Origin of the sequence: Gordonia sp. NPDC057258 (genome assembly GCF_042668985.1) — a bacterium.
GTDB classification, from domain to species: domain Bacteria; phylum Actinomycetota; class Actinomycetes; order Mycobacteriales; family Mycobacteriaceae; genus Gordonia; species Gordonia hongkongensis.
The window spans coordinates 34,547-58,208 of sequence record NZ_JBHUXZ010000008.1; the positions used below are offsets into that span (position 1 = coordinate 34,547).

At 67.8% G+C, this 23,662-nt stretch carries 22 protein-coding genes; 14 read left to right on the forward strand and 8 right to left on the reverse strand.

What is annotated here, in order from left to right; genetic code table 11:
• Positions 1-18: 18 nt before the first annotated feature.
• Positions 19-1,377, forward strand: coding sequence for a styrene monooxygenase/indole monooxygenase family protein (locus ACFUEJ_RS08120; RefSeq protein WP_388028552.1), 1,359 nt, complete (start codon positions 19-21; stop codon positions 1,375-1,377).
• 70 nt (positions 1,378-1,447) lie between these two features.
• Positions 1,448-2,380: an oxidoreductase gene (locus ACFUEJ_RS08125; protein WP_388028554.1), complete on the forward strand. Its 933-nt coding sequence runs from the start codon at positions 1,448-1,450 to the stop codon at positions 2,378-2,380.
• Positions 2,381-2,508: 128 nt separating this feature from the next.
• Here ACFUEJ_RS08125 and ACFUEJ_RS08130 read toward each other — a convergent pair whose 3' ends face one another.
• The 3 genes from ACFUEJ_RS08130 to ACFUEJ_RS08140 form a co-directional block, all read right to left on the reverse strand.
• The gene (locus ACFUEJ_RS08130; RefSeq protein WP_388028557.1) at positions 2,509-3,594 is read right to left on the reverse strand and encodes a dihydrodipicolinate reductase; all 1,086 of its coding nucleotides are present in this window, start codon (positions 3,592-3,594) and stop codon (positions 2,509-2,511) included.
• 27 nt (positions 3,595-3,621) lie between these two features.
• The gene (locus ACFUEJ_RS08135) at positions 3,622-4,719 is read right to left on the reverse strand and encodes a Rieske 2Fe-2S domain-containing protein (RefSeq protein WP_388028559.1); all 1,098 of its coding nucleotides are present in this window, start codon (positions 4,717-4,719) and stop codon (positions 3,622-3,624) included.
• Positions 4,720-4,783: 64 nt separating this feature from the next.
• Entirely contained in the window at positions 4,784-5,809 is a 1,026-nt protein-coding gene (locus tag ACFUEJ_RS08140) for an alpha/beta fold hydrolase (protein ID WP_388028561.1), read from the reverse strand.
• Positions 5,810-6,084: 275 nt separating this feature from the next.
• Between ACFUEJ_RS08140 and ACFUEJ_RS08145 the strand changes: the two genes are divergently transcribed.
• The gene (locus ACFUEJ_RS08145) at positions 6,085-6,759 is read left to right on the forward strand and encodes a TetR/AcrR family transcriptional regulator (protein ID WP_388028564.1); all 675 of its coding nucleotides are present in this window, start codon (positions 6,085-6,087) and stop codon (positions 6,757-6,759) included.
• Positions 6,760-7,174: 415 nt separating this feature from the next.
• Positions 7,175-7,456: a hypothetical protein gene (locus ACFUEJ_RS08150; RefSeq protein WP_065632445.1), complete on the forward strand. Its 282-nt coding sequence runs from the start codon at positions 7,175-7,177 to the stop codon at positions 7,454-7,456.
• A gap of 7 nt (positions 7,457-7,463) precedes the next feature.
• Here ACFUEJ_RS08150 and ACFUEJ_RS08155 read toward each other — a convergent pair whose 3' ends face one another.
• Entirely contained in the window at positions 7,464-8,186 is a 723-nt protein-coding gene (locus ACFUEJ_RS08155) for a cutinase family protein (RefSeq protein ID WP_280361822.1), read from the reverse strand.
• A gap of 176 nt (positions 8,187-8,362) precedes the next feature.
• Between ACFUEJ_RS08155 and ACFUEJ_RS08160 the strand changes: the two genes are divergently transcribed.
• Positions 8,363-9,088 (forward strand): GAF and ANTAR domain-containing protein, encoded by a 726-nt coding sequence (locus tag ACFUEJ_RS08160; protein ID WP_280360219.1) that lies wholly within the window; start codon positions 8,363-8,365, stop codon positions 9,086-9,088.
• A 61-nt stretch (positions 9,089-9,149) separates the two neighbouring features.
• The gene (locus ACFUEJ_RS08165; RefSeq protein WP_280360218.1) at positions 9,150-9,551 is read left to right on the forward strand and encodes an SRPBCC family protein; all 402 of its coding nucleotides are present in this window, start codon (positions 9,150-9,152) and stop codon (positions 9,549-9,551) included.
• A gap of 27 nt (positions 9,552-9,578) precedes the next feature.
• Here the strand turns inward: ACFUEJ_RS08165 and ACFUEJ_RS08170 are convergent, their stop codons facing one another.
• Positions 9,579-10,484 carry an alpha/beta hydrolase family protein gene (locus ACFUEJ_RS08170; protein ID WP_388028566.1) on the reverse strand — a complete coding sequence of 302 codons (906 nt, stop codon included), beginning with the start codon at positions 10,482-10,484 and terminating at the stop codon, positions 9,579-9,581.
• A gap of 98 nt (positions 10,485-10,582) precedes the next feature.
• Here ACFUEJ_RS08170 and ACFUEJ_RS08175 point away from each other — a divergent pair, with 98 nt between their 5' ends.
• The 3 genes from ACFUEJ_RS08175 to ACFUEJ_RS08185 are packed head-to-tail and all read left to right on the forward strand — an operon-like array spanning position 10,583 to position 13,154.
• Entirely contained in the window at positions 10,583-11,170 is a 588-nt protein-coding gene (locus ACFUEJ_RS08175; RefSeq protein WP_280360216.1) for a TetR/AcrR family transcriptional regulator, read from the forward strand.
• On the forward strand, positions 11,167-11,685 hold the full coding sequence (locus ACFUEJ_RS08180; RefSeq protein WP_280360215.1) for an alpha/beta fold hydrolase: 519 nt from the start codon (positions 11,167-11,169) through the stop codon (positions 11,683-11,685). Before ACFUEJ_RS08175 ends, ACFUEJ_RS08180 begins: the two co-directional genes overlap by 4 nt.
• Positions 11,682-13,154, forward strand: a complete 1,473-nt coding sequence (locus ACFUEJ_RS08185) for an MFS transporter (RefSeq protein ID WP_280360214.1) — start codon at positions 11,682-11,684, stop codon at positions 13,152-13,154. The genes ACFUEJ_RS08180 and ACFUEJ_RS08185 overlap by 4 nt, the downstream gene beginning before the upstream one ends.
• Here ACFUEJ_RS08185 and ACFUEJ_RS08190 read toward each other — a convergent pair.
• A complete protein-coding gene (locus tag ACFUEJ_RS08190; RefSeq protein ID WP_058249658.1) occupies positions 13,151-13,570 on the reverse strand; it encodes a MauE/DoxX family redox-associated membrane protein in 420 nt (139 codons plus the stop codon). The two genes, ACFUEJ_RS08185 and ACFUEJ_RS08190, sit on opposite strands and share 4 nt — an antisense overlap.
• A gap of 196 nt (positions 13,571-13,766) precedes the next feature.
• On the opposite strand from ACFUEJ_RS08190, the gene ACFUEJ_RS08195 reads away from it, so the two are divergent.
• Positions 13,767-13,949, forward strand: a complete 183-nt coding sequence (locus ACFUEJ_RS08195; protein ID WP_388028570.1) for a hypothetical protein — start codon at positions 13,767-13,769, stop codon at positions 13,947-13,949.
• Positions 13,950-14,097: 148 nt separating this feature from the next.
• Positions 14,098-16,440: an endopeptidase La gene (lon, locus tag ACFUEJ_RS08200; RefSeq protein WP_388028573.1), complete on the forward strand. Its 2,343-nt coding sequence runs from the start codon at positions 14,098-14,100 to the stop codon at positions 16,438-16,440.
• A gap of 81 nt (positions 16,441-16,521) precedes the next feature.
• On the opposite strand, the gene ACFUEJ_RS08205 is transcribed toward lon, so the two are convergent.
• Together ACFUEJ_RS08205 and ACFUEJ_RS08210 are read right to left on the reverse strand one after the other, a co-directional pair.
• Positions 16,522-18,345 carry a DUF222 domain-containing protein gene (locus ACFUEJ_RS08205; protein ID WP_338855965.1) on the reverse strand — a complete coding sequence of 608 codons (1,824 nt, stop codon included), beginning with the start codon at positions 18,343-18,345 and terminating at the stop codon, positions 16,522-16,524.
• Positions 18,346-18,446: 101 nt separating this feature from the next.
• Complete coding sequence (locus tag ACFUEJ_RS08210) at positions 18,447-19,265, reverse strand: DUF1353 domain-containing protein (protein ID WP_211539802.1); 819 nt, start codon at positions 19,263-19,265, stop codon at positions 18,447-18,449.
• Positions 19,266-19,735: 470 nt separating this feature from the next.
• Here ACFUEJ_RS08210 and dnaK point away from each other — a divergent pair, with 470 nt between their 5' ends.
• The 3 genes from dnaK (at position 19,736) to dnaJ (ending at position 23,661) form a co-directional block, all read left to right on the forward strand.
• Positions 19,736-21,580 (forward strand): molecular chaperone DnaK, encoded by a 1,845-nt coding sequence (dnaK, locus tag ACFUEJ_RS08215; protein ID WP_065632453.1) that lies wholly within the window; start codon positions 19,736-19,738, stop codon positions 21,578-21,580.
• On the forward strand, positions 21,577-22,221 hold the full coding sequence (grpE, locus tag ACFUEJ_RS08220) for a nucleotide exchange factor GrpE (RefSeq protein ID WP_058249665.1): 645 nt from the start codon (positions 21,577-21,579) through the stop codon (positions 22,219-22,221). Before dnaK ends, grpE begins: the two co-directional genes overlap by 4 nt.
• Positions 22,222-22,458: 237 nt before the next feature.
• On the forward strand, positions 22,459-23,661 hold the full coding sequence (gene dnaJ / locus ACFUEJ_RS08225; protein WP_058249666.1) for a molecular chaperone DnaJ: 1,203 nt from the start codon (positions 22,459-22,461) through the stop codon (positions 23,659-23,661).
• Position 23,662: the final 1 nt, after the last annotated feature.

Consider the following 23,662-nt stretch of genomic DNA (forward strand, 5'->3'; position numbering starts at 1 on the left):
ACCAGGGGAGATCCACTCATGACAGCACGACGATCGGTCGCGATCATCGGGGCCGGGCTGGCCGGGACCAGCGCGGCACTCGGATTCGTCGACGCCGGATTCGACGTCACGCTCTACAGCGACCGGGACCGCGAGTCGCTGCGCGACAAGGTGCCGCCGACCGGGGTCGGGGTGCTCTTCGGAAAGCCGCGCGAGTGGGACGCCGAGATCATCGACGACCTGTACGAGGTCGGCAACACGACGGGTATCAGCGCTCGTCTGTACTCGGGTGCAGGCGACGAGCGCGCCGCGGTCCTCGAGTTCAATCCGGACTACGGCTACGTCGCACAGGCTGTCGACCTGCGCCTGCGTGCCGACGACCGCCTGGCCCGGTTCCTGGACCGCGGTGGACGATTCGAGGTGGGGCAGATCGGGCTCGACCGCCTCGACGCGATCGCCGCCGACGCCGACATCACCCTCGTCGCGACCGGCAAGGGCGGTTTGTCGACGCTCTTCCCGGTCGACGAATCACGTAGTCACTACCGGGAACCGCAGCGTCGTCTGCTGCAGGTCACCCTGACCGGCGTCGACCACGGCCCCGAATCCTTCGCTTACCGCAGCAGCGCGGGCGGCGACCACTCGCTGTTCAACCTGGATGCGCAGAACGGTGAGATCTTCGTCGGACCGTTCCTGCACAAGGACGCCGGCCCGACGTGGTCGTTCATCGTCTTCGCCAAGCCCGACGGGGCGTGGGCCGCCCGGATCGATGACGTCCACGACGCGGTCTCGGCCCGGCAGACCATCTCCGGCATTTTCGCCGAATACTTCCCGGAGGATGCGCCGGTCATCGACCGGTTGCAGGTCATCGAGTCCGATCCGGTGTCGTGGCTCAAGGGTGCGGTCACCCCGACCGTGCGGCAGGCTGTCGCCACCACCGCGGGCGGGCATCCGGTAGCGGCGATCGGTGACACCGCGATCGCCGTCGACCCGGTTGCGGGGCAGGGTGCGCAGAACTCGCTGATCCAGGTCGCCGAACTGGTGAAGGCCGCTCGCGGCCACGAGGGCGAGTTCACCGCCGAATGGCTGTCGGCGGAATTCGAGAAGCATTGGGAGCGACGCGGACGGGCCGCCGTCGAGGTCACCCGCCTTTACCTGGGCGACCCCGACTACGCGACCCACCTGGAGTTGTCGTTTCCGGCTGCCGCCGTCAGTCCCGCCATCGCGTCGGCCCTGTTCGGTCTCCTCTCCGAACCGAATCCGCTGCTCGGTCTGCGGACCCGCGAGGACGTGGAGGGCTTCATCGCCGCGGTGGCCGGAGAGCCGCACGACGAGGTCCTCGCCCGCTTCGCGCCGGCCGGACAATTCAGCAGCGCCGCCCCGGAGGCCGTGAGCGCCTGACTCTCGCTCCCTCCGGCGCCATGTGATACGAACAACATCGTCGTTCGAGCCGGTGCCGGAGGGGGCAGATGTGAAGTCGGGGTGGACGTTGGCCGACGCGCCTCCGCAAACCGGACGGGTCGCGGTGGTGACCGGGGCGAACTCGGGGATCGGGCGCGAGATCGCGCTCGGGCTGGCGACTCTGGGCGCGCGCGTGGTGCTGGCGTGCCGTAACCCGCAGACGTCGGCCGAGGCTCGCGACGACATCGTGGGCAAGGTCCCCGGGGCAGAGTTGGAGCTCGTCGATCTCGACCTTGCGAGTCTCAATTCCGTCCATGACGCCGCCGCCGAGATCCGGCGGCGTCATCCTCGGCTCGATCTGCTGGTCAACAACGCCGGGGTCATGCGGGCGCGGCGCGAACTGACCCCCGATGGTTTCGAGATGGACTTCGGCACGAATTATCTCGGTCACTACGCACTCACCGGGCTCCTGACCGATCGCCTGCTCGCCGCGGACTCGGCACGCGTGGTCACCGTGGGCAGCCATGTCCACCGGGCGGGCTCGATCGACTTCGCCGATCTGCCGATGGACCGCAGTTTCAGTACCGCCGCAGCGTATGCGCGTGCGAAGCTCGCCCAGATGCTGTTCGCAATGGAACTCGACCGCCGGATGAGAAATGCTGAAGTGTCTGCGATCTCGCTGGCGGCCCACCCCGGAGGCACCCGGACCGGGGTGATGCGTGAGCAGAGCCGGTTCCTCCAGTGGGCCTACCACGCACCGTCGCTGCGCTGGCTCACCGACCGGTTCATCATGGACCCGCCCGACGGTGCCCTGCCGGTTCTTCGTGCCGCCACCGATCCGAAGGCTCAGGGCGGCGACTACTACGGTCCGGTCGGCAGTCTCGGGCTCGTTGGTCCGCCCGTACTGGTCGAGCCGTCGGTGAAGGCCAAGGACCGCGACGTCGCCGCACGGCTGTGGGACATCGGTGCCGAGCTCACCGGGGTGACCATCGACCTCGGTTGACTTCTTGTCAGAGCTTGAACCGACCCCCATTGCTCCCTGAGGTGCGAGGAGCGAAGCGACCATTATTCTTGCTCCCTGAGGTGCGAGGAGCGCTAGCGACGAGCCACGAAGGGTCGCAACACGTTCCGTCAGATCGCGAACCGCCCGGCGAATGATCGCAGCGGGAGGTCGGCACTCGTCACGATGCCCGGAGGTGCCGCCACGACGGACCGGATCGAGTTGAGGGCCGGGAGTCCGGTGACGGTCATCCCGATGGACGCGAAGTTCTCCGGGTTGGAGAGGTCGAAACCCTTGCGCGGGAAGATCATGTGCTTGGAGTAGATGTTCGGGTCGCCGGTGACCTGGGTGATGTAGCAGGCCTGGATGTTCCACGACGGATCGGTGTGCGGTGTCATCTGCCATTCGAGGTGGGATTCGACGCGCGCCACACCGTCGACCATGCCCTGGTATTTGATGTAGCTGCCGCCCAGCGAACCCTGCGGCAGCTGATACCAGCCGAGGTCGACGTCCTTGGTGCAGGCGCCCAGTTCGTAGGAGAAGGTCACCTCGTCGAGTCCGAGATCGAAGGCGTCGGCCATCAGGTAGACCGAGTCCGCGAACACCGCGGTGTACTTGTACAGCGAATCGGGGATGCTGGGGTCGTCGACGGGCAGGCCGTATCCGACCGCCTTCCAGGTGTCGACGGAATGGTGGCAGGAGACGTCGACGGATTCGATCACCGTGACGTTCTCGATGTCGGCGACGTCGGCGGTGTGCACGATCCCGAGGATCTGTGCCAGGCCGGGATTCATGCCGGTGCCGTAGAAGGTTGCGCCGCCGCGCTCGCAGGCCTCGGCGATCACCTCGCTGACCTTGCGTCCGGAGTGGTGCGGGTGATTGGTGTCGCGATGGAATCCGGTGATCCAGTCCGCCGTGGTCACGACGTTGATTCCGGCCTCGAGAACCTGGACGTAGAGGTCCTCGTCGGGGAAGACGCCGTGGAAGGTGAGGACATCCGGACGGGCGGCGATGATCTCCTCGACCGTGCCGGTTGCGGTCACACCGACCGGATCGAGGCCGACGATCTCGCCTGCGTCGCGACCGATCTTGTCGGGCGTATAGCAGTGCAGGCCAACCAGTTCGAGATCTGGATGCGACTGGATGCGCCCGATCATCTCGGTGCCGAGATTGCCGGTGGCGACTTGGAAGACCCGGACTTGTTCGGTGGTGGTCATGACAGATCCTCTCGGGCGGAACGTATGTCAGGATTGCGTGGCGGCGCGTAGCGCCTCGAGCTCGGAACGGCGGATGCGGACGAAGTCATCGCCTTGTGGCAGCACCGCTCCACTCGACGACGACGGATCGGCATCGTCGGGCCCGCCGTCGGGGTAGAACTGTCGCGCCCACTTGCGAAGTGCCGTGAAGCCCTCGAACTCCTTGCGGGACAGTGCGGGTGGATCGGAGTAGCGCTGGTGTGCCCAGATGTCGATGTCAGCGGCGAACTGCTCGATGACGAGATCGGCCATGACGGTGCCGTAGCGGGTGATCTCGCCGGTCTCCTCGCCCGGTTTGCGGCCGATCCACACGGTGAACCGGACGTCGGAGGTGTGCTCGTCGACCGGGGTGACCGCCGGCATCGTGCGATTGTCGACCATGCCCCAGCTCTTCGTGACCGAACAGCCCAATCCGGCATTGATGGATTCGACTCCGCTGGTGGCGTTCTCGAGCGTCGCGCCCTCGTCGAAGGCGATCGTGAAGTCGACGTGGGACACCGGGCCGTCGAAGTCGTGCCGGGTGAACTCCGGCATGAACGGGGTCTTGTGGACGAACTTGAAGTGGGCGAAGTCGACGCCGTTCTCCATGATGTACTGCGGATGGATCTCGAGTCCCGGCCGGAAGAGGGTGGCCGCGGGCACCGGCGGGTAGTAGTCGGCGGCGGTGCGATCGTCGTCGAAGTCGCCGAAGATGTCGGGAACGTCGAAATGCGGTGGGCGACCCTCGATGTCGTGCCAGATCCAGACGGCCTCGTTGCGCTCGACGACCGGATAGCTGCGGATGCGGCGTCCCCGGTTGGGGTGTTTCTCGTACGGGATGCACACGTTGCGCCCCTCGCGGTTCCACTCCCAGCCGTGGAACGGACACACCAGGCTCTCGCCGTCGACGTGGCCGCCGTGCCCGAGATGGGCGCCGAGGTGTTCGCAGTAGGCATCGAAGACGGAGACCGCACCGGAGCGGGATCGCCAGGCGACCATCTCGCGCCCGAAGTACTTCATCGTGTGGACCGCCCCGACCGGGATCTCCGAGCACCAGGCGACCTGGAACCAACCGGTGGGTTTCATCGACAGCGGCGTTCTCGCCATGCGGCAACCGTAGGTCCCGCGCGACGAGAATGCAAGAGGGCTCTATGAAAAAGGGCGTGCCTGGTCAGCTGGCGGTTTCGGCGAGCTCCGGACTCGGTGACGCGGAATGCATGACCCGATGGATCTCGGCCGTGAAGTCCTCGGCCGCCTCGATGTTCGACGCGTGACCGGTGTCGAGGACGACCAGGCGATCGAGGTAGCCGCGAACCGACAGAGCATGCGCGATGCGCTGGGTCATCGCGTGCGGGAGAAGGAGGTCGTGCCGACCGCCGATGACCGTGGTCGGCACGGTGATGGCGTCGGCGCCGGCGGGTCCCATCGCCAACTGGAGAAGGGCCACGGCGGACTTCGCGCGCGAGCTGGGCGAGCACGAGCGGGTCATCGCGAGAACGAAGGCGGCGTGATCGACGGTCGCCGATCGGCCGTTCAGGATGCGATGCCGGATGACGCTCCGTGTGAACCGATCTCCCGGGAAAGGAACCGGTATGGACAGCGCCATCTGGAGCAGCCACAGCGGCGCCTTGATCGGGCCGTTGACGAGTGGCAGCACCCGGCTCTCGGTGGCGACCCCGCCCCAGGTGGTGTTGGCGAGAACCATTGCGGTGGCTCGTGACTCGGCCTGATCACGATGCCGGTGGGCCCAGGCCTGCAGGGTGATGCCGCCCATGCTGTGCCCGACGAACACGGCTGTGGCTGCTTCGGGGAGTGTCTGGGAGACAACGGTGTACAGGTCATCGGCCAAGACGTCGGTGTCGAACGCGCGCCGGCCCCAGGTGCTCTCGCCGTGGCCGCGCTGGTCGTAGGCGATGACGTGGTAACGCTCGGCCAGCGCATTGATCTGCGGATTCCAGTACTCGACACAACACGACCAACCATGCACGAGAACAAGTACGGGAGCGTCCGCCGGCCCGTGGTGGACGACGCGCAACCGCGCGCCGTCATCGGTCACCGCCCATGAGGTCCGTTCGGGTTCGCGGCTGTTGAACAGCGTGTCCACGTAGACGCGGTTGCGGAGTCGGCGACGTGCCTCGGCCGGCAGCAGTCCGGACAGTGCGTGTCGGGCGGCTCCGATGCCGGTTGCTGCATTCATGTCGTCCCCCTCGGACCGCCGGTGACTTGTGTCACATCGGCTGCACAATGATACAAACTCCAATTGTCTGTATCTACCGCTTCGGGTAACGGTTTGTGCCAATTGTCGGGTTGTGTCCGAACGGGCCGGCTGCCTGGTCGGACGATGGTCGTCCGCACTTCGTCGCGGTCGGCCCGACGGACGGGTAGCCGAGCGAACGACCGCCAAACATCGCGCCGGTCAGCGCATTGCCGCTACGCCATGACCGCGGTCGGCAGCGGCTACGATCGGCAGCCATGGCTCCCGGCGAATCCCGAACCTCCGACGTCCGCGCGGTGGACGACGGATCCCCCGACGGCGGTACGGGCAGCGTCACCCGGCGGGTGAACAGGCGCGGCCAGGCGACGCGCGAGGCGATGCTCGACGCCGCGCTCGCCTCGTTGGCCACCGGCGATCCCGCCTCCGTGTCGGGCAATCGGATCGCCAAGGACATCGGCGCGACATGGGGCGCGGTCAAGTACCAGTTCGACGACATCGACGGCCTGTGGGCGGCGGTGCTGCATCGGACCGCGGAACATCGCGGCGACCTCCCGATGAGTGTGAAACCCGATGCGCCGCTGGCGGAGCGGGTCGCGGCCATCGTCGACCTCATGTACGACGGACTGACCGCGCCCGAATCCCGTGCGATCGAGACCCTGCGGGCGGCCCTGCCGCGCGATCCGGACGAGTTGCGTCGGATGTTTCCCAAGACCGCCGCCGAGTTCGCGTCGTGGGGGCCGTCGTGGATCGATTCGTGCCAGCGCGCTTTCGCCGACCTCGACGTCGATCCGGAGCGGGTACGTGAGGTCGCGGCGTTCCTGCCCGGGGCCATGCGAGGCCTGGTGTCGGAGAAGCAACTCGGCACCTTCCAGGATCAGCAACTGGCCCGACGTGGCCTGGCGAGGGCCATCGTCGCGCTGCTCGCGGGCTGAGGAACCGCCCCGACGGGTCAAACTCCGCGCTCGGGGGCATCGCCGACCAGTGGATTGCGCATGACCGGTGCCGGTTTCGCTCGCTGTCCCGCGGGCTATTCCACGAGGCGGCCTGGCGGACGCGGGCGGCCGTCGAGAGGCCGACGCTACCGACGACAACGTGCTCGCGCCACGTGTGCGCGGCGGCGACGTCGAGATGCCACGCGCCTTCGACCATTTCGATCTCACCGTCTCGCTCCGAGCCGCGCCCTGACATCCCGGGTCACGCAGGGTTGACGAGAGCCTGTCCTGGGTATGAACAGCGCACCGATCAGCGGTTGACGTCGGACGCCCGGACGCCGAGACAAGGACAGGGCGGTCCACGGACCGCGATGCCCAATGGTGGGTTTCGGTGCGGCACGATAGGAGACGACCGATGGGGTCTCACTGCAGGACTACGCGCGATCACGACGAGATCCGAGAGTGGGCGACCACCCACCGGGGTGTGCCCGCCCGCGTTCGCGACATCCGGAGCGTCGGCGGAACAGGAATGCTCCGCATCGACTTCGACGGTGCGGTCGACGGCGACCTCGAGCACATCACCTGGGACGAGTGGTTCCAGAACTTCGAGCGCGCCGAACTGGCTCTCGTCTACGAAGCGGAGAAGTCCGACGCCAGCAGGACCTTCGCGAAAGTCGTGCCTGCGCCGGACTTCTGAGCCGAGCTCAGACCCGCCGGGCCGCGTACCGGGCGCCCTCGAGCGTCATGCCGTTGACCGAGTAGAGCACGTGCAGGGCATTCGGGCCGCCGACCGGCGCGCCGTCGCAGATGGTGTCGCCGGGGATGCAGTAGCGAACGGTGCGGCTTCGGTACGGTGCGGCCACCTTGACCGGGGGAGCGCCGATGTCGTCGATGAAGCGATCCGACGGCGCGCCGTAGAGCACGATCGCGGCGACGTTGCGCGCCATCTTCGCCGGCAGCGGCGGCGGCACGAACCGGTCGTAGGCGGCGTACCGGGCGGGCAGGTCCAGCCCGGCGTGGACGGCGTAGCCGGCGACGACGGCGCCCTGGGAGTAGCCGCCGAGGACGACCTTGGTGTCCGGGCACTTCGCGGCCAGGTACTTGATGCGGTTCTGGGTGGTGCGGACGCCGTCGGCCACCGTGCGCGCGAACTTCAAACGGTTGTTGAACTGGTCGCTGGCAGGGTAGGGAACGCCGTAGCTGGTGACGGACTTGCCGGGCAGCTGCGAGCGGACGGCTTCGACGAAGGAGACGCCGGTGAGACCCAGCGGCGGAGCCGACTCGACGGTGCCGCGCGCGAACACCACCTCGACGTCAGAGCACAATGGTGCGGCCTGCGCGGTCGGTGTGCCGACGGCCACCGCCCCCGTGATCGCAGCGATGACACAGAGAACCGAGACACTCAAGCGTTTGATCACCAGGCCCATGGTAGAGATCACGATCGCCCTAATTAAGGGATTGATCGTCCCAAAGATCGAGGCATTCGGGGGCCATCCGGTCGGCGGTCTGCCACGAACAACCGGGTTGAGCACGTGCAAGATTCTGTACGATCACGAGGTTCGCGGGACAGATCCCGGGCAAGACGAGTCGAGGTTGAGTGCCAGTGGCAACTGATGTTCATTTCAAGATCGCGGAGCTGGCGCGGCAGATGCACGCCGTGCCGGAGAGTGCCGCCGACACGACCGGCCAGGTCATGGACTCCATCACTGCCGGGGCCGTGGAATATGTCCCGGGAGCCCAGTACGCCGGTGTCCTGCTCGTCGACCAGAAGAAGAACTTCGACACATTGGCGCCCACCGACCCGCTGATGACCCTCGCCGACCGGATCCAGATGGAGACCGGCGAGGGTCCGTGCCTGCAAGCGGCCTGGGATCACCACACCGTGCTCGTGAACGACATCGCCCGCGACGAGCGATTCCCCGCCTTCTCCGCTCGCATCCTCGACGAGAGTCCGCTGCGGTCCAGCCTGTCGTTCAAGCTGTTCACCGACAAGGGGACCATCGGCGCGCTCAACATGTTCGCCGATACGCCCGACGCCTTCGGCGACGAGTCCCTGGAAGTCGGCCTGCTGTTCGCGACCCACGCCGCCCTGGCGTTGCGTGCCGCGCGGCAGCAACAACACTTCCGCAGTGCGCTGGCCAGCCGGGACATCATCGGTCAGGCCAAGGGCATGATCATGTACCGCTTCCGCATCGATGCGGTCGCCGCCTTCGCTCTGCTCCGACGCCTGTCCCAGGACACCAACACGCCGCTGGCCAAGGTCGCCGAACAGCTCATCGAGAGGGAACTGGCCGAGCCCACCGGGGGGGACGCAGGGTCGCTCTCCTGACCGGGCAGATCGGCGTCGGGATCGGTAGGCGGCAGCATGCTGTCACGACTACGTTGGCCACATGCGCAGCCGGCACGTGAGTGTGGTCATCAACGCCGAACCCGCGAAGGTCTACGACTTCGCGGCCGAGCCCGACAATCTGCCGCGCTGGGCCGCGGGGCTGGCGAAGTCGGAGGTGGTCCGGCGGGGTGACGAGTTGCTCGTGGAGTCGCCGATGGGCACCGTGACCGTCCGGTTCGTCCCGCGGAACGGACTCGGCGTCGTCGACCACGAGGTGGTGCTTCCCACCGGGGACACCGTGCTCAATCCGCTTCGGGTGCTGGCACATCCAGAAGGTGCCGAAGTCGTCTTCACGATCCGGCAGCTGGCCATGTCCGACGACGAGTTCGACCGCGACACCCAGATGGTGGAAAAAGATCTCGCACAACTGAAATCGCTGCTGGAGACGGCCGGCCCGGCCTAGTGTCGAACCGGGTCGACCCGGCCGGCGTCACTTCCGGTGCACCGTGAAGTCGACGGAGTCCGCGTGCCGCAGAGCTTCCCACGCGGCCGAACTGACGCCGAGCGCGTCGAGTAGATAGGCCGCGACGGCGTCGGCCACCAGCGCGACCCGGGCCGGGTTCTCATCGGTGGTCTCCCGGACCGCCTCACCGGCGATACCGCCGAGAGTGTGTTCGCCGTCCGGAATCCACATCAGGTCCGTCGCGCCGGGGGAGAGGTGGAAGGCATCGGTCAGCCACTCCGGACCACGTGTCGACAGTGCCGAGTCGTCCTTGCCGCCGGCGACGACGAGCGCCGGGGTGGACATCGTCGAGAAGTCCGGCCGCATGAACGGCAGGTGTTCGCGCGCGTACTCGCTCAGGCTGTCGCCCGTCCCGGCCGTCGCTATCAGTGCGCCCGCTCGCACGGCGGGGTGTGCGAGATCCGGGCCGACGACCCCGTCCGGCCCGATCACACGCGCGCCGAGGAGAGTGCCGACGGTCTGACCGCCCCATGAGTGGCCGGCCGCGGCGAGCAGGCCGATGTCGACGCGCGGGCGCAGGTCCCCGCCGGCCGCGATCAGGATCTCGTCGAGATGGTCGATCACCGCGTGCGCGTCCTGCACTCGCGTGCGCCAGATGGACGTGAATCGCGGGTCGTCGAATCCGATCCCGTGGCGCCGGGAATCGAGATGCGTCGGCTGTACGACGACGAAACCTGATGCGGCCCAACGATCGACGAGTGGTGCGTAACCGTCCATCGACCAGGCGTTGCCGTGGGAGAACACGAGGACCGGGAGCCGATCCCCGGTGACCGGTGCGGTGACCCTCGCCGTCAACGGGAACGGGCGGTCCGAGGTGGGGACGACGATGGGCTTGACGGAGACGATCTGACGAACGAGCACTTCCGTGGACATGAGATTTCCCTTCGGGACGGGGCCGGTGCGCGATAACCTGGACGGAACGATGTTCCGCCAAACTAGCGGAACAGTGTTCCGCGAGCAAGGGGTGGACGGTGTCCGCAGGAAAAACAGCACGACAGATGCAGGCCGAACGGAGCCGTACGGCACTTCTCGAGGCGGCGGCCGCGGCCTTCGTCGATGCGGGCGTGCAGGCCCCGGTGCGGGACATCGCCACGCGTGCCGGTGTCGGCGTCGGCACCGTGTACCGGCATTTTTCGACCCGGGCGGAACTGGTCACCGCGGTGTACCGGCACCAGGTCGACGAATGTGCGGCACTGGCGGAACAGCTTCTCACCGAACAGGTCCCGCCGCGTGCCGCGCTGTGTCGGTGGACGTCGGCGTTCACCGACTTCCTCGTCACCAAACACGGCTTGAGTGACGCGCTCAGCTCCGACGACCCGAGCCTCGTCGATCTGCACGCGCTCATCTTCGACACCCTTGTGCCGGCGTTCGCCTCGCTACTCGAACCGGCGCAGGCCGCGGGAGAGGTCAGCCGGGACATCTGCGCGCTGACCTTCCTACGGGCGATCGGCAACCTGTGCATCATCGGACCCGGGTACACCGACGCCGACGCCAGGGCAATGGTCGGTCTGTTGCTGATCGGCTCCGGTGCATCGTCGGTAGGGAGTGAGTACGCATGACGCAGCGTCGGCTGTTCTTCATCCACGGCGCGGGCGGGTACGCCGACGACGGCCCGCTCGCCGAGGCGCTGGCCGCGGCACTCGACGCGACGCTGGACATGCCTCGGTTCTCCGACGATGACATGTCGATCGAGGCGTGGGCCCGGCCGATCCGCGAGCGTCTCGCTGGGCTGGACGCCGACGATCACGTCGTCGCGCACTCGTTCGGGGCGACGGTGCTGATGCATGTCTTCGCCGAGGCCCGCCTCGCTCCGAGAAACGCTGTACTGCTTGCGATGCCGAACTGGGGACCGGACGGTTGGGATATTCCGCAGTACGTGTTCCCCGGTACCGGCTCTCTGCTCCCTTCGTTCCACCACTGCGTCGACGACGACGTGGTGCCCGTTGAGCACCTGGACCTGAACGCGGCGTTCCTTCCGTCGGCGCCGCTGCATCGTCATCCGGTGGGCGGTCACCAGTTCGACGGGCTCGCCGACGTCGTCGCCGCCGAGCTCATCACCGCCGAGAACCGATGAGCGAGAACAGCGCGGCCGACGCCGACGCCCAAGGAGTGCCGGCCGCGTCGGCGGCGGGGCGGTGGCTGATCGTCGCCGCGGTGCTCGGTTCGGGTGTCGCCTTCATCGACGGCACCGTCGTCAACGTCGCACTGCCGGCCATCGCGCGCGACCTCGATACCGGTCTACGCGGTCAGCAGTGGGTACTCGACGGGTATCTGCTCACGCTGAGCGCGTTGTTGTTGATCGGTGGTGTCGCCGGCGACCGGTATGGGCGTCGGCTCGTCTTCGCCGGAGGTCTCGCCGTGTTCGCGGTGGCCACGGTCGCGTGCGGGCTGGCGCCGACCGTCGAACTTCTCGTCGCCGCACGGATCGTGCAGGGGATCGCCGCCGCCGCGGTGGTGCCGGGCAGTCTGGCGTTGATCAACGCCGAGATCCGTCCGTCGGACCGCGGTGCGGCGGTCGGTCTGTGGGCCGGGATGTCCGGCGCGACCACGGCTCTGGGCCCGTTCCTCGGTGGCTGGCTCGTCGACGCGGCGTCGTGGCGGTGGACATTCCTGCTCAGTGTGCCGCTCGCCCTGGGAGCGTTGTGGATCGCGATCCGGCATGTCCCCGAATCGCGAGGCGCGCCGTCGAACGCCCGGCTGGACGTGGCGGGCGCCCTGGCGATGACCGTCGGGCTCGCGGGCGTCATCTACGCCCTGATCGAGGGGCCGTCGAACGGGTGGAACGGGGTGACGGTTGCGGCGGGGGTGGTCGGAGTCGTCGCGCTGGTGGGCTTCGTGGTGATCGAGTCGCGGGTGCCGGCGCCGCTGCTGCCGCTCGGGCTGTTCCGGTCGTCGCAGTTCACCGGCGCCAATTCGACGACGCTGCTGGTCTATGCGGCGCTGGGCGGTGCGCTGTTCCTGCTGGCCCTGCAGTTGCAGCAGAGCCTCGGTTACTCGGCGTTCGAGGCCGGCGCGGCGATGTTCCCGAGCACGTTCATCATGCTGTTCGGGTCGCCCTTGGTCGGCAAGCTGGCGCAGCGGACCGGGCCACGGCTGCCGATGACGGTCGGCCCGCTCATCGCGGCCGGTGGTTTCGCGCTGATGTCCCGCGTCGAGCCGGGATCGGGCTACGTCGACTCCGTGCTGCCCGGGGTGCTGCTGTTCGGCCTCGGCATGACAGTGACGGTCGCGCCGCTCACCTCAGCGGCGCTCGCCGCCGTCGACGACGCGCTCGCCGGCACCGCGTCGGGCGTGAACAACGCGGTGGCGCGGCTCGCGGGGTTGCTCGCGGTGGCGGTGCTGCCCGCCGTGGCGGGGATCGATGCGGGCCCCGGCGATCCGCTCGGCGACGGCTTCCGGGCGGCCATGTACATCTGCGCGGGATGCTGCGCGGTCGGCGGGCTGGTGGCGGCGTGCACGATCCGCTCGAGCACGGAGGTGCGGCCGCAGGTCCGTGCGGGTGTGGACACCGCCTGCCAGGATGCGGCTACCCGGGCAGGTTAGGCCCGGCGTTCGCCCGTGCCGGCCGCGATGGCCCAGAGCACCAGGACGGGCTGGAAGAACAGTCGCGTGAGCCGCTTCTCGTCGGTGTCGAGGCCGAAGGCGTCGATGTGCTCGACGTACTGGTTGATGTTGCCGGGGAAGATGACCACGAAGAACGCGGCCACGATCCACGACACCACCTTGCGGTGGCGGGGCAGCGCGATCAACGCGGCGCCCAGGGCGATCTCGACGCCGCCGGAGGCCAGCACCACGAAGTCCTTGCTGAACGGCACCCAGTCGGGGACCTGTGCCTGGAACTCCTCGCGCTGGGCGGTGAGGTGGCCGACGCCGGCAATCACCAGCACCGCTCCCAGGGCGATCCGGGCGATAGCCCGGCCCAGCGGCTGACGAGTGGTGGTCGGCGTGACGATCGACATGTGGGCTCCTCGGGTGGGTGTCGGTTCGGTTCTACCGCGCTTCGTGGCGGGCGGGGTTTCGGACGGTCAGCGCCGGAGGGTTCGGGTCGGGATGAGTCTTGATGACTATTTGTGGCACAGAAGTACTTACTTGTGATTGAGTGTTGTGATTGCGACCACAACGGTGTGGTCGCTCGTTGTATGCAGAGGACCGCCCATGACCCCCGATGTCGCACCCGCACACCGACTCTCCGTGTCCTGGCTGCATACGGTGCCGAGTGCGCTGCGCGGGGCGGCCGGTGTCGTCGTGACCACCGCGGCGTTCTTCGTCGCGGTCGCGGTTCTGGTGATCGCCCAGATCGTCGTCCTCGCCACCCGCGCCGCGGTCGACCTCACCTGAGGTTCGCCCGGCTGACGCTCACGCCCACCGTCCCGACCGGACGGCTTCACCTGGGCCGCCGCACCCCGTTCGCTCTTGGCATAAATCGCCCGGGAACAAGATTCCTGCCACCTGGGTTGAGTCGGTCAGACTTAACTCTGGAGGTTTCATGTCGCAGACATATTCACTGCCGGTTCTCTTCGTTCCCGACGTCGTCGTGCTGCCCGGCATGGTCGTGCCCATCCCGCTCGACGATGCCGCGCAGGCCACGGTCGACGCGGCCCGGGCGAGCGAGACCGGAAAACTGCTGGTCGCCCCACGTCTGGACGATCGGTATCCCACCTACGGTGTCATCGCGTCGATCGTGCAGGTCGGCCGCATCCCGGGCGGCGGGATGGCAGCCGTCGTCAAGGGTGAGCAGCGCGCGCAGATCGGGACCGGGACACCCGGTCACGGTGCGGCGCTGTGGGTCGAGGTGACCGAGGTCGACGAGGTTGACGCCACCGACGAAGACCGTGAACTCGCCGGTGAGTACAAGAAGCTCGTGCTGGCGATGCTCCAGCGCCGCGAGGCATGGCAGCTCATCGACGCCGTCAACAAGATGTCCGATCCGGCGGATCTCGCCGACACCTCGGGCTACGCGTCGTGGCTGTCCGACGAACAGAAGCGTGAGCTGCTTGAGACGCCGGTGACCGCGGAGCGGTTGCGGCTGCTCATCGAGTGGACGGGCGATCATCTGGCCGAGTCCGAGGTGACCGAGAAGATCGCCGAGGACGTCCGCGCGGGCATGGACAAGCAGCAGAAGGAATTCCTGCTTCGCCAGCAGCTCGCCGCCATCCGCAAGGAGCTCGGCGAGGACGAACCCGAGGGCGCCGACGACTACCGCGGCCGCGTCGAGGAAGCCGACCTGCCCGAGAAGGTGCGCGAGGCCGCGCTCCGCGAGGTGGGCAAGCTCGAACGTGCCAGCGACCAGTCGCCGGAGACCGGATGGATCCGCACCTGGCTCGACACCGTCCTCGACCTGCCGTGGAACACCCGGACCGAGGACTCGACCGACGTCAAGGGCGCGCGCGAGATCCTCGACGCCGACCACCACGGCCTCGACGACGTGAAGGACCGCATCGTCGAATATCTCGCGGTGCGTGCTCGTCGCGCCGAACGCGGCCTGCAGGTCGTCGGCGGACGCGGGTCGGGCGCCGTGATGGTGCTCGCCGGTCCTCCCGGTGTCGGCAAGACATCGCTCGGTGAGAGCGTCGCCCGGGCGCTGGGCCGCAAGTTCGTGCGCGTCGCCCTCGGTGGTGTGCGCGACGAGTCGGAGATCCGCGGCCACCGGCGTACCTACGTCGGTGCGCTGCCCGGCCGGATCGTGCGGGCCATCGGTGAGGCGGGATCGATGAATCCCGTTGTGCTGCTGGACGAGATCGACAAGGTGGGCTCGGACTACCGGGGCGACCCGGCCGCCGCGCTGCTCGAGGTCCTCGACCCCGCGCAGAACCACACCTTCCGCGATCACTACCTCGATCTCGATCTCGACCTGTCCGATGTGCTGTTCCTCGCGACCGCCAACGTCATCGAGAACATCCCGTCGGCCCTGCTCGACCGTATGGAGCTCGTGACCCTCGACGGGTACACCGAGGATGACAAGGTCGCCATCGCCCGCGACTACCTGCTGCCCCGGCAGGCCGAGCGGGCGGCGCTGACACCCGACGAGGTGACCGTCACCGATGCGGCGCTGCGGGAGATCGCGGCCAACTACACCCGCGAACCCGGTGTGCGGCAGTTCGAACGGCTGCTGGCGAAGGCGCTGCGCAAGGCCGCGACCAACCTCGCGGTCGAATCGGGAGACGGGGGAACCGCGACGGCGCCCGTCATCATCGACGAGCCCGATCTGCGCGACTACCTGGGGCGTCCGCGTTTCACGCCGGAATCGGCGGAGCGGACGGCGGTCCCCGGTGTCGCAACCGGTCTCGCGGTCACGGGCATGGGCGGCGACGTCCTGTTCATCGAGGTGAACGCCACCGAGGGTGAGCCGGGTCTGAAGTTGACCGGCCAGCTCGGCGACGTGATGAAGGAGTCGGCGCAGATCGCACTGTCGTACGTGCGGGCGCACGCCGAGCAGCTCGGCGTCGACCCGAAGGCGCTCGACAGGACCATCCACGTGCACGTTCCGGCCGGAGCCGTGCCGAAGGACGGTCCGAGTGCCGGCGTCACCATGGTCACCGCGCTGGTGTCGATGGCGACGGGACGTCAGGTGCGCAGCGATGTCGGGATGACCGGCGAGGTCACGCTCAACGGGCGGGTCCTGCCGATCGGTGGGGTCAAGCAGAAACTGCTTGCCGCACAACGCAGCGGGCTGAAGACCATCTTCATCCCGCAGCGCAACGAGCCCGACCTCGACGACGTGCCGGCCGAGGTGCTCGACGCCCTCGACGTGCGGCCGATGACCGACGTCGCCGAGATCGTCTCGCAGGCGCTGGAAGTCGCCGTCGACGCGCAGGTGACCGCGGCCTGATCCCGCGCGCTGTAGCCCAGGCCCAGCCCAACGCCCCGGTGGTTCGTGGACGATCACGTTCCGCCGGGGTGTTGGCGTCTGTCAGAAGGGTGGCGGGTCGTCGGGCGTGTCGGGTTGATGGCTGGCTGCCTCGACTCGGGCTAGTCGATCCGCTTCGCGTTGTTTCTTGTTGCGGGCACGTTCTTCTCGCCGCTTCGCGTGTTTGGCGGCGGTGCGTTCGGTGATCGTGCGCGGTTGTCGGCCTTGCTGTTGTCTGCCTTGCCGTTCGGGCACGATGATCCGCGGACTGGGTGGAGCTTTCGCGGCTTGTTCGAATCGGATGCGACGCAGGTTGGGGAAGAGGTCTTCGAGGGTTTCGGCCTCGCCGGGGATCACAAAGCCCTCGGGCGTGACGTATTCGATGACCAGGCGGCCCTCGTCGTCGCGGTACTGCACATCGATCCAGTCACCGTGGGTCTTGTGCAGATGACCGGGACGGCATTTGGCGTTGAGGTTCTCACTCGAGGTCGCACCCCCGCGGGCGGGTCGGGCGTGGTCGTACTCGGCGACGTGATCGACATCGGCGGTGAATGCCGAACGCGTGCAACCCGGCTCGGTGCAGTAGCCGTCGCGCACCCGCACGAACTCCGCGCACGCACTCGTCGGCCGGTACGGGTCACCAGGCAGGGCAGCCGGGTAGACCACCACCATCTCCGACGACACCGGCTCCGTCGACGATGAGGTCGAAGTCGGGGGTGTCGACGCGTCACCCGCGCCGCCGGCATCGGCGTTCGTGTCGGTGTCGCTGCCCGCCGTATCCTGCTGTGGCGCGGCGATGTTCGCCGTCCGCGTGGTGTCGTCGTCATATCCGTCCTCGCCGGTCACGGCTGGGCCTCCGGCGACAACCTGCGACGGTGGTGTGCGGACCGGGGTGACCGGCCTGATCGTCGCGTCGGGCCGGGCGGCGAGGTCGCGCACATGGTCATCGGAGATCACCCCATGCCCGTCGACCCAGCCGGGTCCGGACCCGCCGGCCAGGGTGTCGGCGTCGGTGACGACATGGATCACGATCTCGGTACCCGCGGTGGCGCCGGCAGGATCGGGCAATGTTGCGGTGCAGTCGGACTGACCGCACGCGCAGGTGAACGCTGTTCGGGTGAGCAACGCGTACATGGCGTCGGACTTGCGTTCCCCGAGGGTGCGGCCATCCCGGTCGCAGACGGAGGCGGCGAGCTCCCGTACCGAGGCGTCGGAAGCTCGGATGTTCTCGGCGGCCATGACCGCGGTGATCTCACCGCTGCCGTCACCGTGGTTCTCGGTCCACACGCCTCGTTTGTCGAGCGCTTCGCGGCGCCGTTCGCGGACGGCGTCGGCGTCGTGGCCGAAGACCAGGCGGTCGATCATGTCGCGCAGACCTGACGTCGACCACGACCCGGACCGGGAGCGCAGCAGGTCGGCGATCGATTCATCGAGCACCTCGATGATCCGACGGCTGTCGGGGTCGTCGGGGTCGTCGGGGTCGAGAAGGTGATCATCGGACACCAGGTGGGTGCGTCCGATGATCTCGCGGATCTGGTGCGGCCCGATGACACCGTCGCGCAACGTCTCCAACACCCGCGGCAGTCGGTCACGAAGACACAGTGCCTCGTCGACCAGCATCCCCGCCCGGTAGCGGGTGATCCCGGCCTCGCGCGAGACCCGGGCGACGATGTCACCGAAACCGTCGGACACGTAACTGTTGCCGACCGTGGTCAACAGCCGATCACACAACACCAGGATCGTCTGGTAGCGACACCACGCCAGATACGACTCGCCCGCGCGGATCGACCCCAGACGCTGCATATGGGTAGCGGTGTCGGCATCGGCCGGACAAGCAGGATCGACCCCGGCGAGGAACCCGCCCGGCAGATCCGTCCATGCCCCCACCGTGACTCCCCCCGAAGTCGTTGCCGCCCGGCCTGGTTGACCGGTCCAACTAATACATCCAAGATAGACCCGACCACCGACAAGAATGCTCGGCCGAGCCGCTACGTGAGCCCGACGGTGCGAGCGATCCTCTCCGACAACAGATACAGCGCATAGGCGAAGTAGGCCACGATCGCGGCGGGCAGGACCCACAAGGCGGCCACGGCCGCAACGAGACTCGCCGCCCACTGGCGCCCCCACAGCGGCGCGGCGACGAAAATCATCAGCAGGGAGAGCAGGAGAGAGACCGCCGGCGATGATGTCGGCCACGACCAATCGAACAGCAACGCCCCGCCCGAACCGACCGCCGCGCAGATGCCGACGAGGCTCAGCACCAGCCACGCGACCACACTGAGACGTCGCCATCCGCCGGCGACCCATCGCGTGCGAAGTGCCACGGCCGACCACATGATCCACCGCTTGAGCCAGGGGACGCCGGACGCCCGCATCATCTCGCGGAAGAACCGGTCGGACAGGGTGTCACTCCCGAGCGCGCCGGAGTTGACGGTGCCCGTGATGAGCTCGTCGTGGATGAGCGCCGCGAGTGAGTGTCTGCCGTAGGGGTTCTCAAACCAGCGCAGGAACCGGGGGATCGAGGCGAGGTCGGTGGGGTTGTCGTCGCCGGGCACAAACGTGCGGGCCGCGTCGACGGCGCCCCGCGCATGGGCTTCCGTCTGTCCTCGCTCGACCAGTTGTGTTACGAGGTACTCCTCGACCGCGGGATCGGAGAACCGAAAGGCGTTGCGCACGAGAAACTGTCGCTCGTCGATCTGCGCGATCTCGACCTCGCCACGCCCGGTCGGGTCGTCGACCTCGAAGCCAGACGCCGGCGCGACGCGCCACAGCACCCATCGCGGATCGCTCGGTGTGGTCTTGGTCATCGCCACCTCCGCGTCGAGGGGATGTATCGACCGTAGCCCCCACGCGACCGGGACCGATGGGTAACGGAGGCGCAGCGTGTTGGGGTGGTGGCGTACTGACCACCGTGGAAGTTGCGGGGCCGGGGCCCCGGCGATGGCGAGGTCGAAGAAGCCACGCATCCGTATGACGTTGTGCCCGGAAACCGGGCGCAACGTCATACGCGTTTGAGGCCCCGGCCGACATTGAGCGAACTCCGCTCAACTTTTTTGGCCGACCGGGGAACAATCCGTCGACCACCCCCGTTACACACTTCGAGAAACCTGAGCGATGAAGACTCAAGTCGGTTTGACTCGGATCTACTTTTTCAGTAGGACATGAGTCGGACGCACTGAAGTCCGGTCCCGCAGAGTTTCGCCACTACATCCCCGCGGTCGCGAGACCCCGGGACAAGGACTCGGGTGCACACCCGCAAACTAGGAGGAAGCCAAACATGTCTCGTGCTGTTGGAATCGACCTCGGTACCACCAACTCGGTGGTGGCCGTGCTCGAAGGCGGCGAAGCCGCTGTCATCGCCAACGCCGAAGGCGCGCGGACCACACCGTCCGTGGTCGCGTTCGCGCGCAACGGCGAGGTGCTGGTCGGTCAGCCCGCCAAGAACCAGGCGGTCACCAACGTCGACCGCACCATCCGCTCCGTCAAGCGCCACATGGGCGAGGGCGACTGGACCGTCGAGATCGACGACAAGAAGTACACCCCGCAGGAGATCAGCGCGCGCACGCTCATGAAGCTCAAGCGCGACGCCGAGTCGTACCTGGGTGAGGACGTGACCGACGCGGTCATCACCGTCCCGGCGTACTTCAACGACGCGCAGCGTCAGGCCACCAAGGAAGCCGGCCAGATCGCCGGCCTCAACGTGCTCCGCATCGTCAACGAGCCGACCGCGGCCGCCCTGGCCTACGGGCTCGACAAGGGTGAGAAGGAACAGACCATCCTGGTCTTCGACCTCGGTGGCGGTACCTTCGACGTCTCGCTGCTCGAGATCGGCGACGGCGTGGTCGAGGTCCGTGCGACCTCCGGTGACAACCACCTCGGTGGTGACGACTGGGATCAGCGCGTCGTCGACTGGCTCGTCGAGAAGTTCAAGAGCCAGAACGGCATCGATCTGACCAAGGACAAGATGGCCCTGCAGCGTCTCCGTGAGGCCGCCGAGAAGGCGAAGATCGAACTCTCGAGCTCGCAGAGCACCTCGATCAACCTGCCCTACATCACCGTCGACGCCGACAAGAACCCGCTGTTCCTCGACGAGCAGCTCTCGCGCAGCGAGTTCCAGAAGATCACCTCTGATCTGCTGGAGCGCACCCGCGCACCGTTCCAGGCCGTCATCAAGGATGCGGGCATCTCCGTCGGCGACATCGACCACGTCGTGCTCGTCGGTGGTTCGACCCGTATGCCGGCCGTCACCGACCTGGTGAAGGAACTGACCGGTGGCCGCGAGCCCAACAAGGGCGTCAACCCGGACGAGGTCGTCGCCGTCGGCGCCGCACTGCAGGCCGGTGTGCTCCGCGGTGAGGTCAAGGACGTGCTGCTGCTCGACGTCACCCCGCTCTCCCTCGGTATCGAGACCAAGGGCGGCGTGATGCACAAGCTGATCGAGCGCAACACCACGATCCCGACCAAGCGGTCGGAGACCTACACGACCGCTGAGGACAACCAGCCGTCGGTGCAGATCCAGGTCTATCAGGGTGAGCGCGAGATCGCCTCGCACAACAAGCTGCTCGGCAGCTTCGAGCTCGGCGGCATCGCTCCGGCCCCGCAGGGTGTCCCGCAGATCGAGGTGACCTTCGACATCGACGCCAACGGCATCGTGCACGTCACCGCGAAGGACAAGGGCACCGGCAAGGAGAACTCGATCCGCATCCAGGACGGTTCGGGCCTGAGCAAGGACGAGATCGACCGCATGATCAAGGACGCGGAGGCGCACGCCGACGAGGACCGCAAGCGCCGCGAGGAGGCCGAGACCCGCAACCAGGCGGAGTCGCTGGTCCACCAGACCGAGAAGTTCCTCAAGGAGAACGAGGACAAGGTCCCGGCGGAGCTGAAGGAGAAGGTCGAGGCGGCCGTCGCCGGGGCGCAGGAAGCGCTCAAGGGCAACGACACCGCGGCGATCAAGTCCGCGATCGAGAAGCTGTCGGAGGAGTCGCAGGCCCTCGGCCAGGCGATCTACGCCAACGCCGCTGCCGAGTCCCCCAACGGTGAGTCCGCCGCGGCCGACACCGATCCCGACGTCGTCGACGCCGAGGTCGTCGACGATGCCGACTCGAAGGAGAACAAGTGACCGCAGGAGCCCATTCGTCGAATGGGTCCGGCGAGGAGCCGGTGACGGTGACCGACCGTCGTCGTATCGACCCGGAGACGGGTGAGGTGCGCGACGAGCCGGCCGCCGGACCCGGCCCGGCCGATGCCGGACCGGTCGTCGACGAGCAGACCGACATGTCACAGGCCACCGAGGAGCAGCCGGACGCCGCAGCCGACGAACCGGATGCCCGCGTCGCCGAGCTGACGGCCGACCTGCAGCGAGAACGCGCCCAGTTCGCCAACTTCCGGCGGCGTGCCGCCGAGGAGAAGCAGGGTTCGGTCGCCTACGGCAAGCAGATCCTGATCGACAAGCTGCTGCCGATCATCGACGATCTCGACCGTGCCCGTGAACACGGCGACCTCGACAGCGGTCCGCTGCGTTCGGTCGCCGACAAGCTGACCGGTGTGCTGGCCGCCGAAGGTCTCGTGGCCTTCGGTGCGGCGGGTGACGAGTTCGATCCCGAACTCCACGAAGCCGTGCAGCACGACGGCACCGGGGCACATCCGGTGATCGGATCGGTGTACCGATGCGGCTACCGCCTGGGCGAGAAGGTGATCCGCACCGCGATGGTGACGGTCACCGATCCCGCTCCCGCGGGCGACGCGCCCGGTGCACAATAGAACGACCGTCGCTCGATCCTGGGTGGGCGAACTCACCACTGATCCCTGAGGTGCGAGGAGCGCAAGCGACGAGCCACGAAGGGCGACGAACCCTTCGTGGCTCGCTTCGCTCGCACCTCAGGGAGCAGGTGGTCGGCTCGCACCTCAGGGAGCAGGTGGTCTGCTCGCACCTCAGGGAGCAGGTGACCCCAACTGAAACTTCAATCCAGACAACAGAACTCAAGGAGGTGACGTCTGGTGGCACCACAACGTGAGTGGTTAGAACACGACTTCTACAAGGACCTGGGCGTTGCTTCTGACGCTTCGGCTGAAGAGATCAAGAAGGCCTACCGCAAGCTCGCGCGCGAGCTGCATCCGGATGCGAATCCAGGTGACAGCGCGGCCGAAGAGCGCTTCAAGCGGGTGTCCGAAGCCCACAGCGTCCTCGGCGATGCCGAGAAGCGCAAGGAATACGACGAGACACGCGCCATGTTCGCCGGCGGACGATTCCGCGGCGGCGGCAACGGCTTCCCGGGTGGCTTCCCCGGCGGCGGAACCACCTACACCACCGGCGGCGGTGGCGACTTCGACCTCGGCGACCTGTTCGGCGGGGCGCAGACCGGCGGCGGCGGTGGCGGTTTCGGCGACATCTTCGACGGCCTGTTCAACCGCGGCGGCGGAACGCAACGTACTTCGACGGCGAGCCGGCCGCGTCGTGGCAAGGACCTCGAGACCGAGACGACGCTCTCGTTCTCCGACGCCGCGCTCGGCACGACCGTCCCCCTGCGGGTGACGAGTCCGTCACCCTGCACCACCTGCCACGGCTCGGGCGCCAAGCCCGGGACCAGTCCGCGGGTGTGCGCGAACTGCAACGGTTCCGGGTTCGTGAGCCGCAACCAGGGCGCGTTCGGATTCAGCGAGCCCTGCCAGGACTGCCAGGGCACCGGGTCGCGGATCGACGACCCGTGCACCGATTGCGACGGCAGCGGCGTGAAGGTCCGCGCGCGCACCATCAACGTCCGGATCCCCGCCGGCGTCGAGGACGGTCAGCGCATCCGGCTCGCCGGGCAGGGCGAGGCCGGTCGTCGTGGCGCCCCGTCGGGTGACCTCTACGTCGTCGTGCACGTGACCCCGCACAAGCAGTTCACCCGCAGCGGCAACGACCTTCGGGTGCAGCTGCCGGTGCGGATCTCCGAACTCGTTCTCGGAGCGACGGTCTCGGTTCCGACCCTGGAGGGTTCGGTCGGGGTGAAGATCCCGCCGAACACCACTGACGGCCGCACGCTGCGCGTGCGCGGTCGTGGAGTGCCCAAGCGCTCCGGCGGGGCGGGCGACCTGCTCGTCACCGTGAAGGTCGCGGTTCCGAACAAGCTCGACGAGGCCGCGGTCGAGGCGATGCGCGCCTACGACCAGGCCGAGCGGGCAAGCGGTTTCGACCCGCGGGCGGACTGGGGGCGATGAG

What these genes read in the sequence shown, in the direction of transcription:
- ACFUEJ_RS08120 (WP_388028552.1), top strand. Translation starts at nt 19, where the DNA reads ATGACAGCACGACGATCGGTCGCGATCATCGGGGCCGGGCTGGCCGGG.
- ACFUEJ_RS08130 (WP_388028557.1), bottom strand. Translation starts at nt 3,594, where the DNA reads ATGACCACCACCGAACAAGTCCGGGTCTTCCAAGTCGCCACCGGCAAT.
- ACFUEJ_RS08135 (WP_388028559.1), bottom strand. Translation starts at nt 4,719, where the DNA reads ATGGCGAGAACGCCGCTGTCGATGAAACCCACCGGTTGGTTCCAGGTC.
- ACFUEJ_RS08140 (WP_388028561.1), bottom strand. Translation starts at nt 5,809, where the DNA reads ATGAATGCAGCAACCGGCATCGGAGCCGCCCGACACGCACTGTCCGGA.
- ACFUEJ_RS08145 (WP_388028564.1), top strand. Translation starts at nt 6,085, where the DNA reads ATGGCTCCCGGCGAATCCCGAACCTCCGACGTCCGCGCGGTGGACGAC.
- ACFUEJ_RS08150 (WP_065632445.1), top strand. Translation starts at nt 7,175, where the DNA reads ATGGGGTCTCACTGCAGGACTACGCGCGATCACGACGAGATCCGAGAG.
- ACFUEJ_RS08155 (WP_280361822.1), bottom strand. Translation starts at nt 8,186, where the DNA reads ATGGGCCTGGTGATCAAACGCTTGAGTGTCTCGGTTCTCTGTGTCATC.
- ACFUEJ_RS08165 (WP_280360218.1), top strand. Translation starts at nt 9,150, where the DNA reads ATGCGCAGCCGGCACGTGAGTGTGGTCATCAACGCCGAACCCGCGAAG.
- ACFUEJ_RS08170 (WP_388028566.1), bottom strand. Translation starts at nt 10,484, where the DNA reads ATGTCCACGGAAGTGCTCGTTCGTCAGATCGTCTCCGTCAAGCCCATC.
- ACFUEJ_RS08180 (WP_280360215.1), top strand. Translation starts at nt 11,167, where the DNA reads ATGACGCAGCGTCGGCTGTTCTTCATCCACGGCGCGGGCGGGTACGCC.
- ACFUEJ_RS08185 (WP_280360214.1), top strand. Translation starts at nt 11,682, where the DNA reads ATGAGCGAGAACAGCGCGGCCGACGCCGACGCCCAAGGAGTGCCGGCC.
- ACFUEJ_RS08190 (WP_058249658.1), bottom strand. Translation starts at nt 13,570, where the DNA reads ATGTCGATCGTCACGCCGACCACCACTCGTCAGCCGCTGGGCCGGGCT.
- ACFUEJ_RS08195 (WP_388028570.1), top strand. Translation starts at nt 13,767, where the DNA reads ATGACCCCCGATGTCGCACCCGCACACCGACTCTCCGTGTCCTGGCTG.
- lon (WP_388028573.1), top strand. Translation starts at nt 14,098, where the DNA reads ATGTCGCAGACATATTCACTGCCGGTTCTCTTCGTTCCCGACGTCGTC.
- ACFUEJ_RS08210 (WP_211539802.1), bottom strand. Translation starts at nt 19,265, where the DNA reads ATGACCAAGACCACACCGAGCGATCCGCGATGGGTGCTGTGGCGCGTC.
- dnaK (WP_065632453.1), top strand. Translation starts at nt 19,736, where the DNA reads ATGTCTCGTGCTGTTGGAATCGACCTCGGTACCACCAACTCGGTGGTG.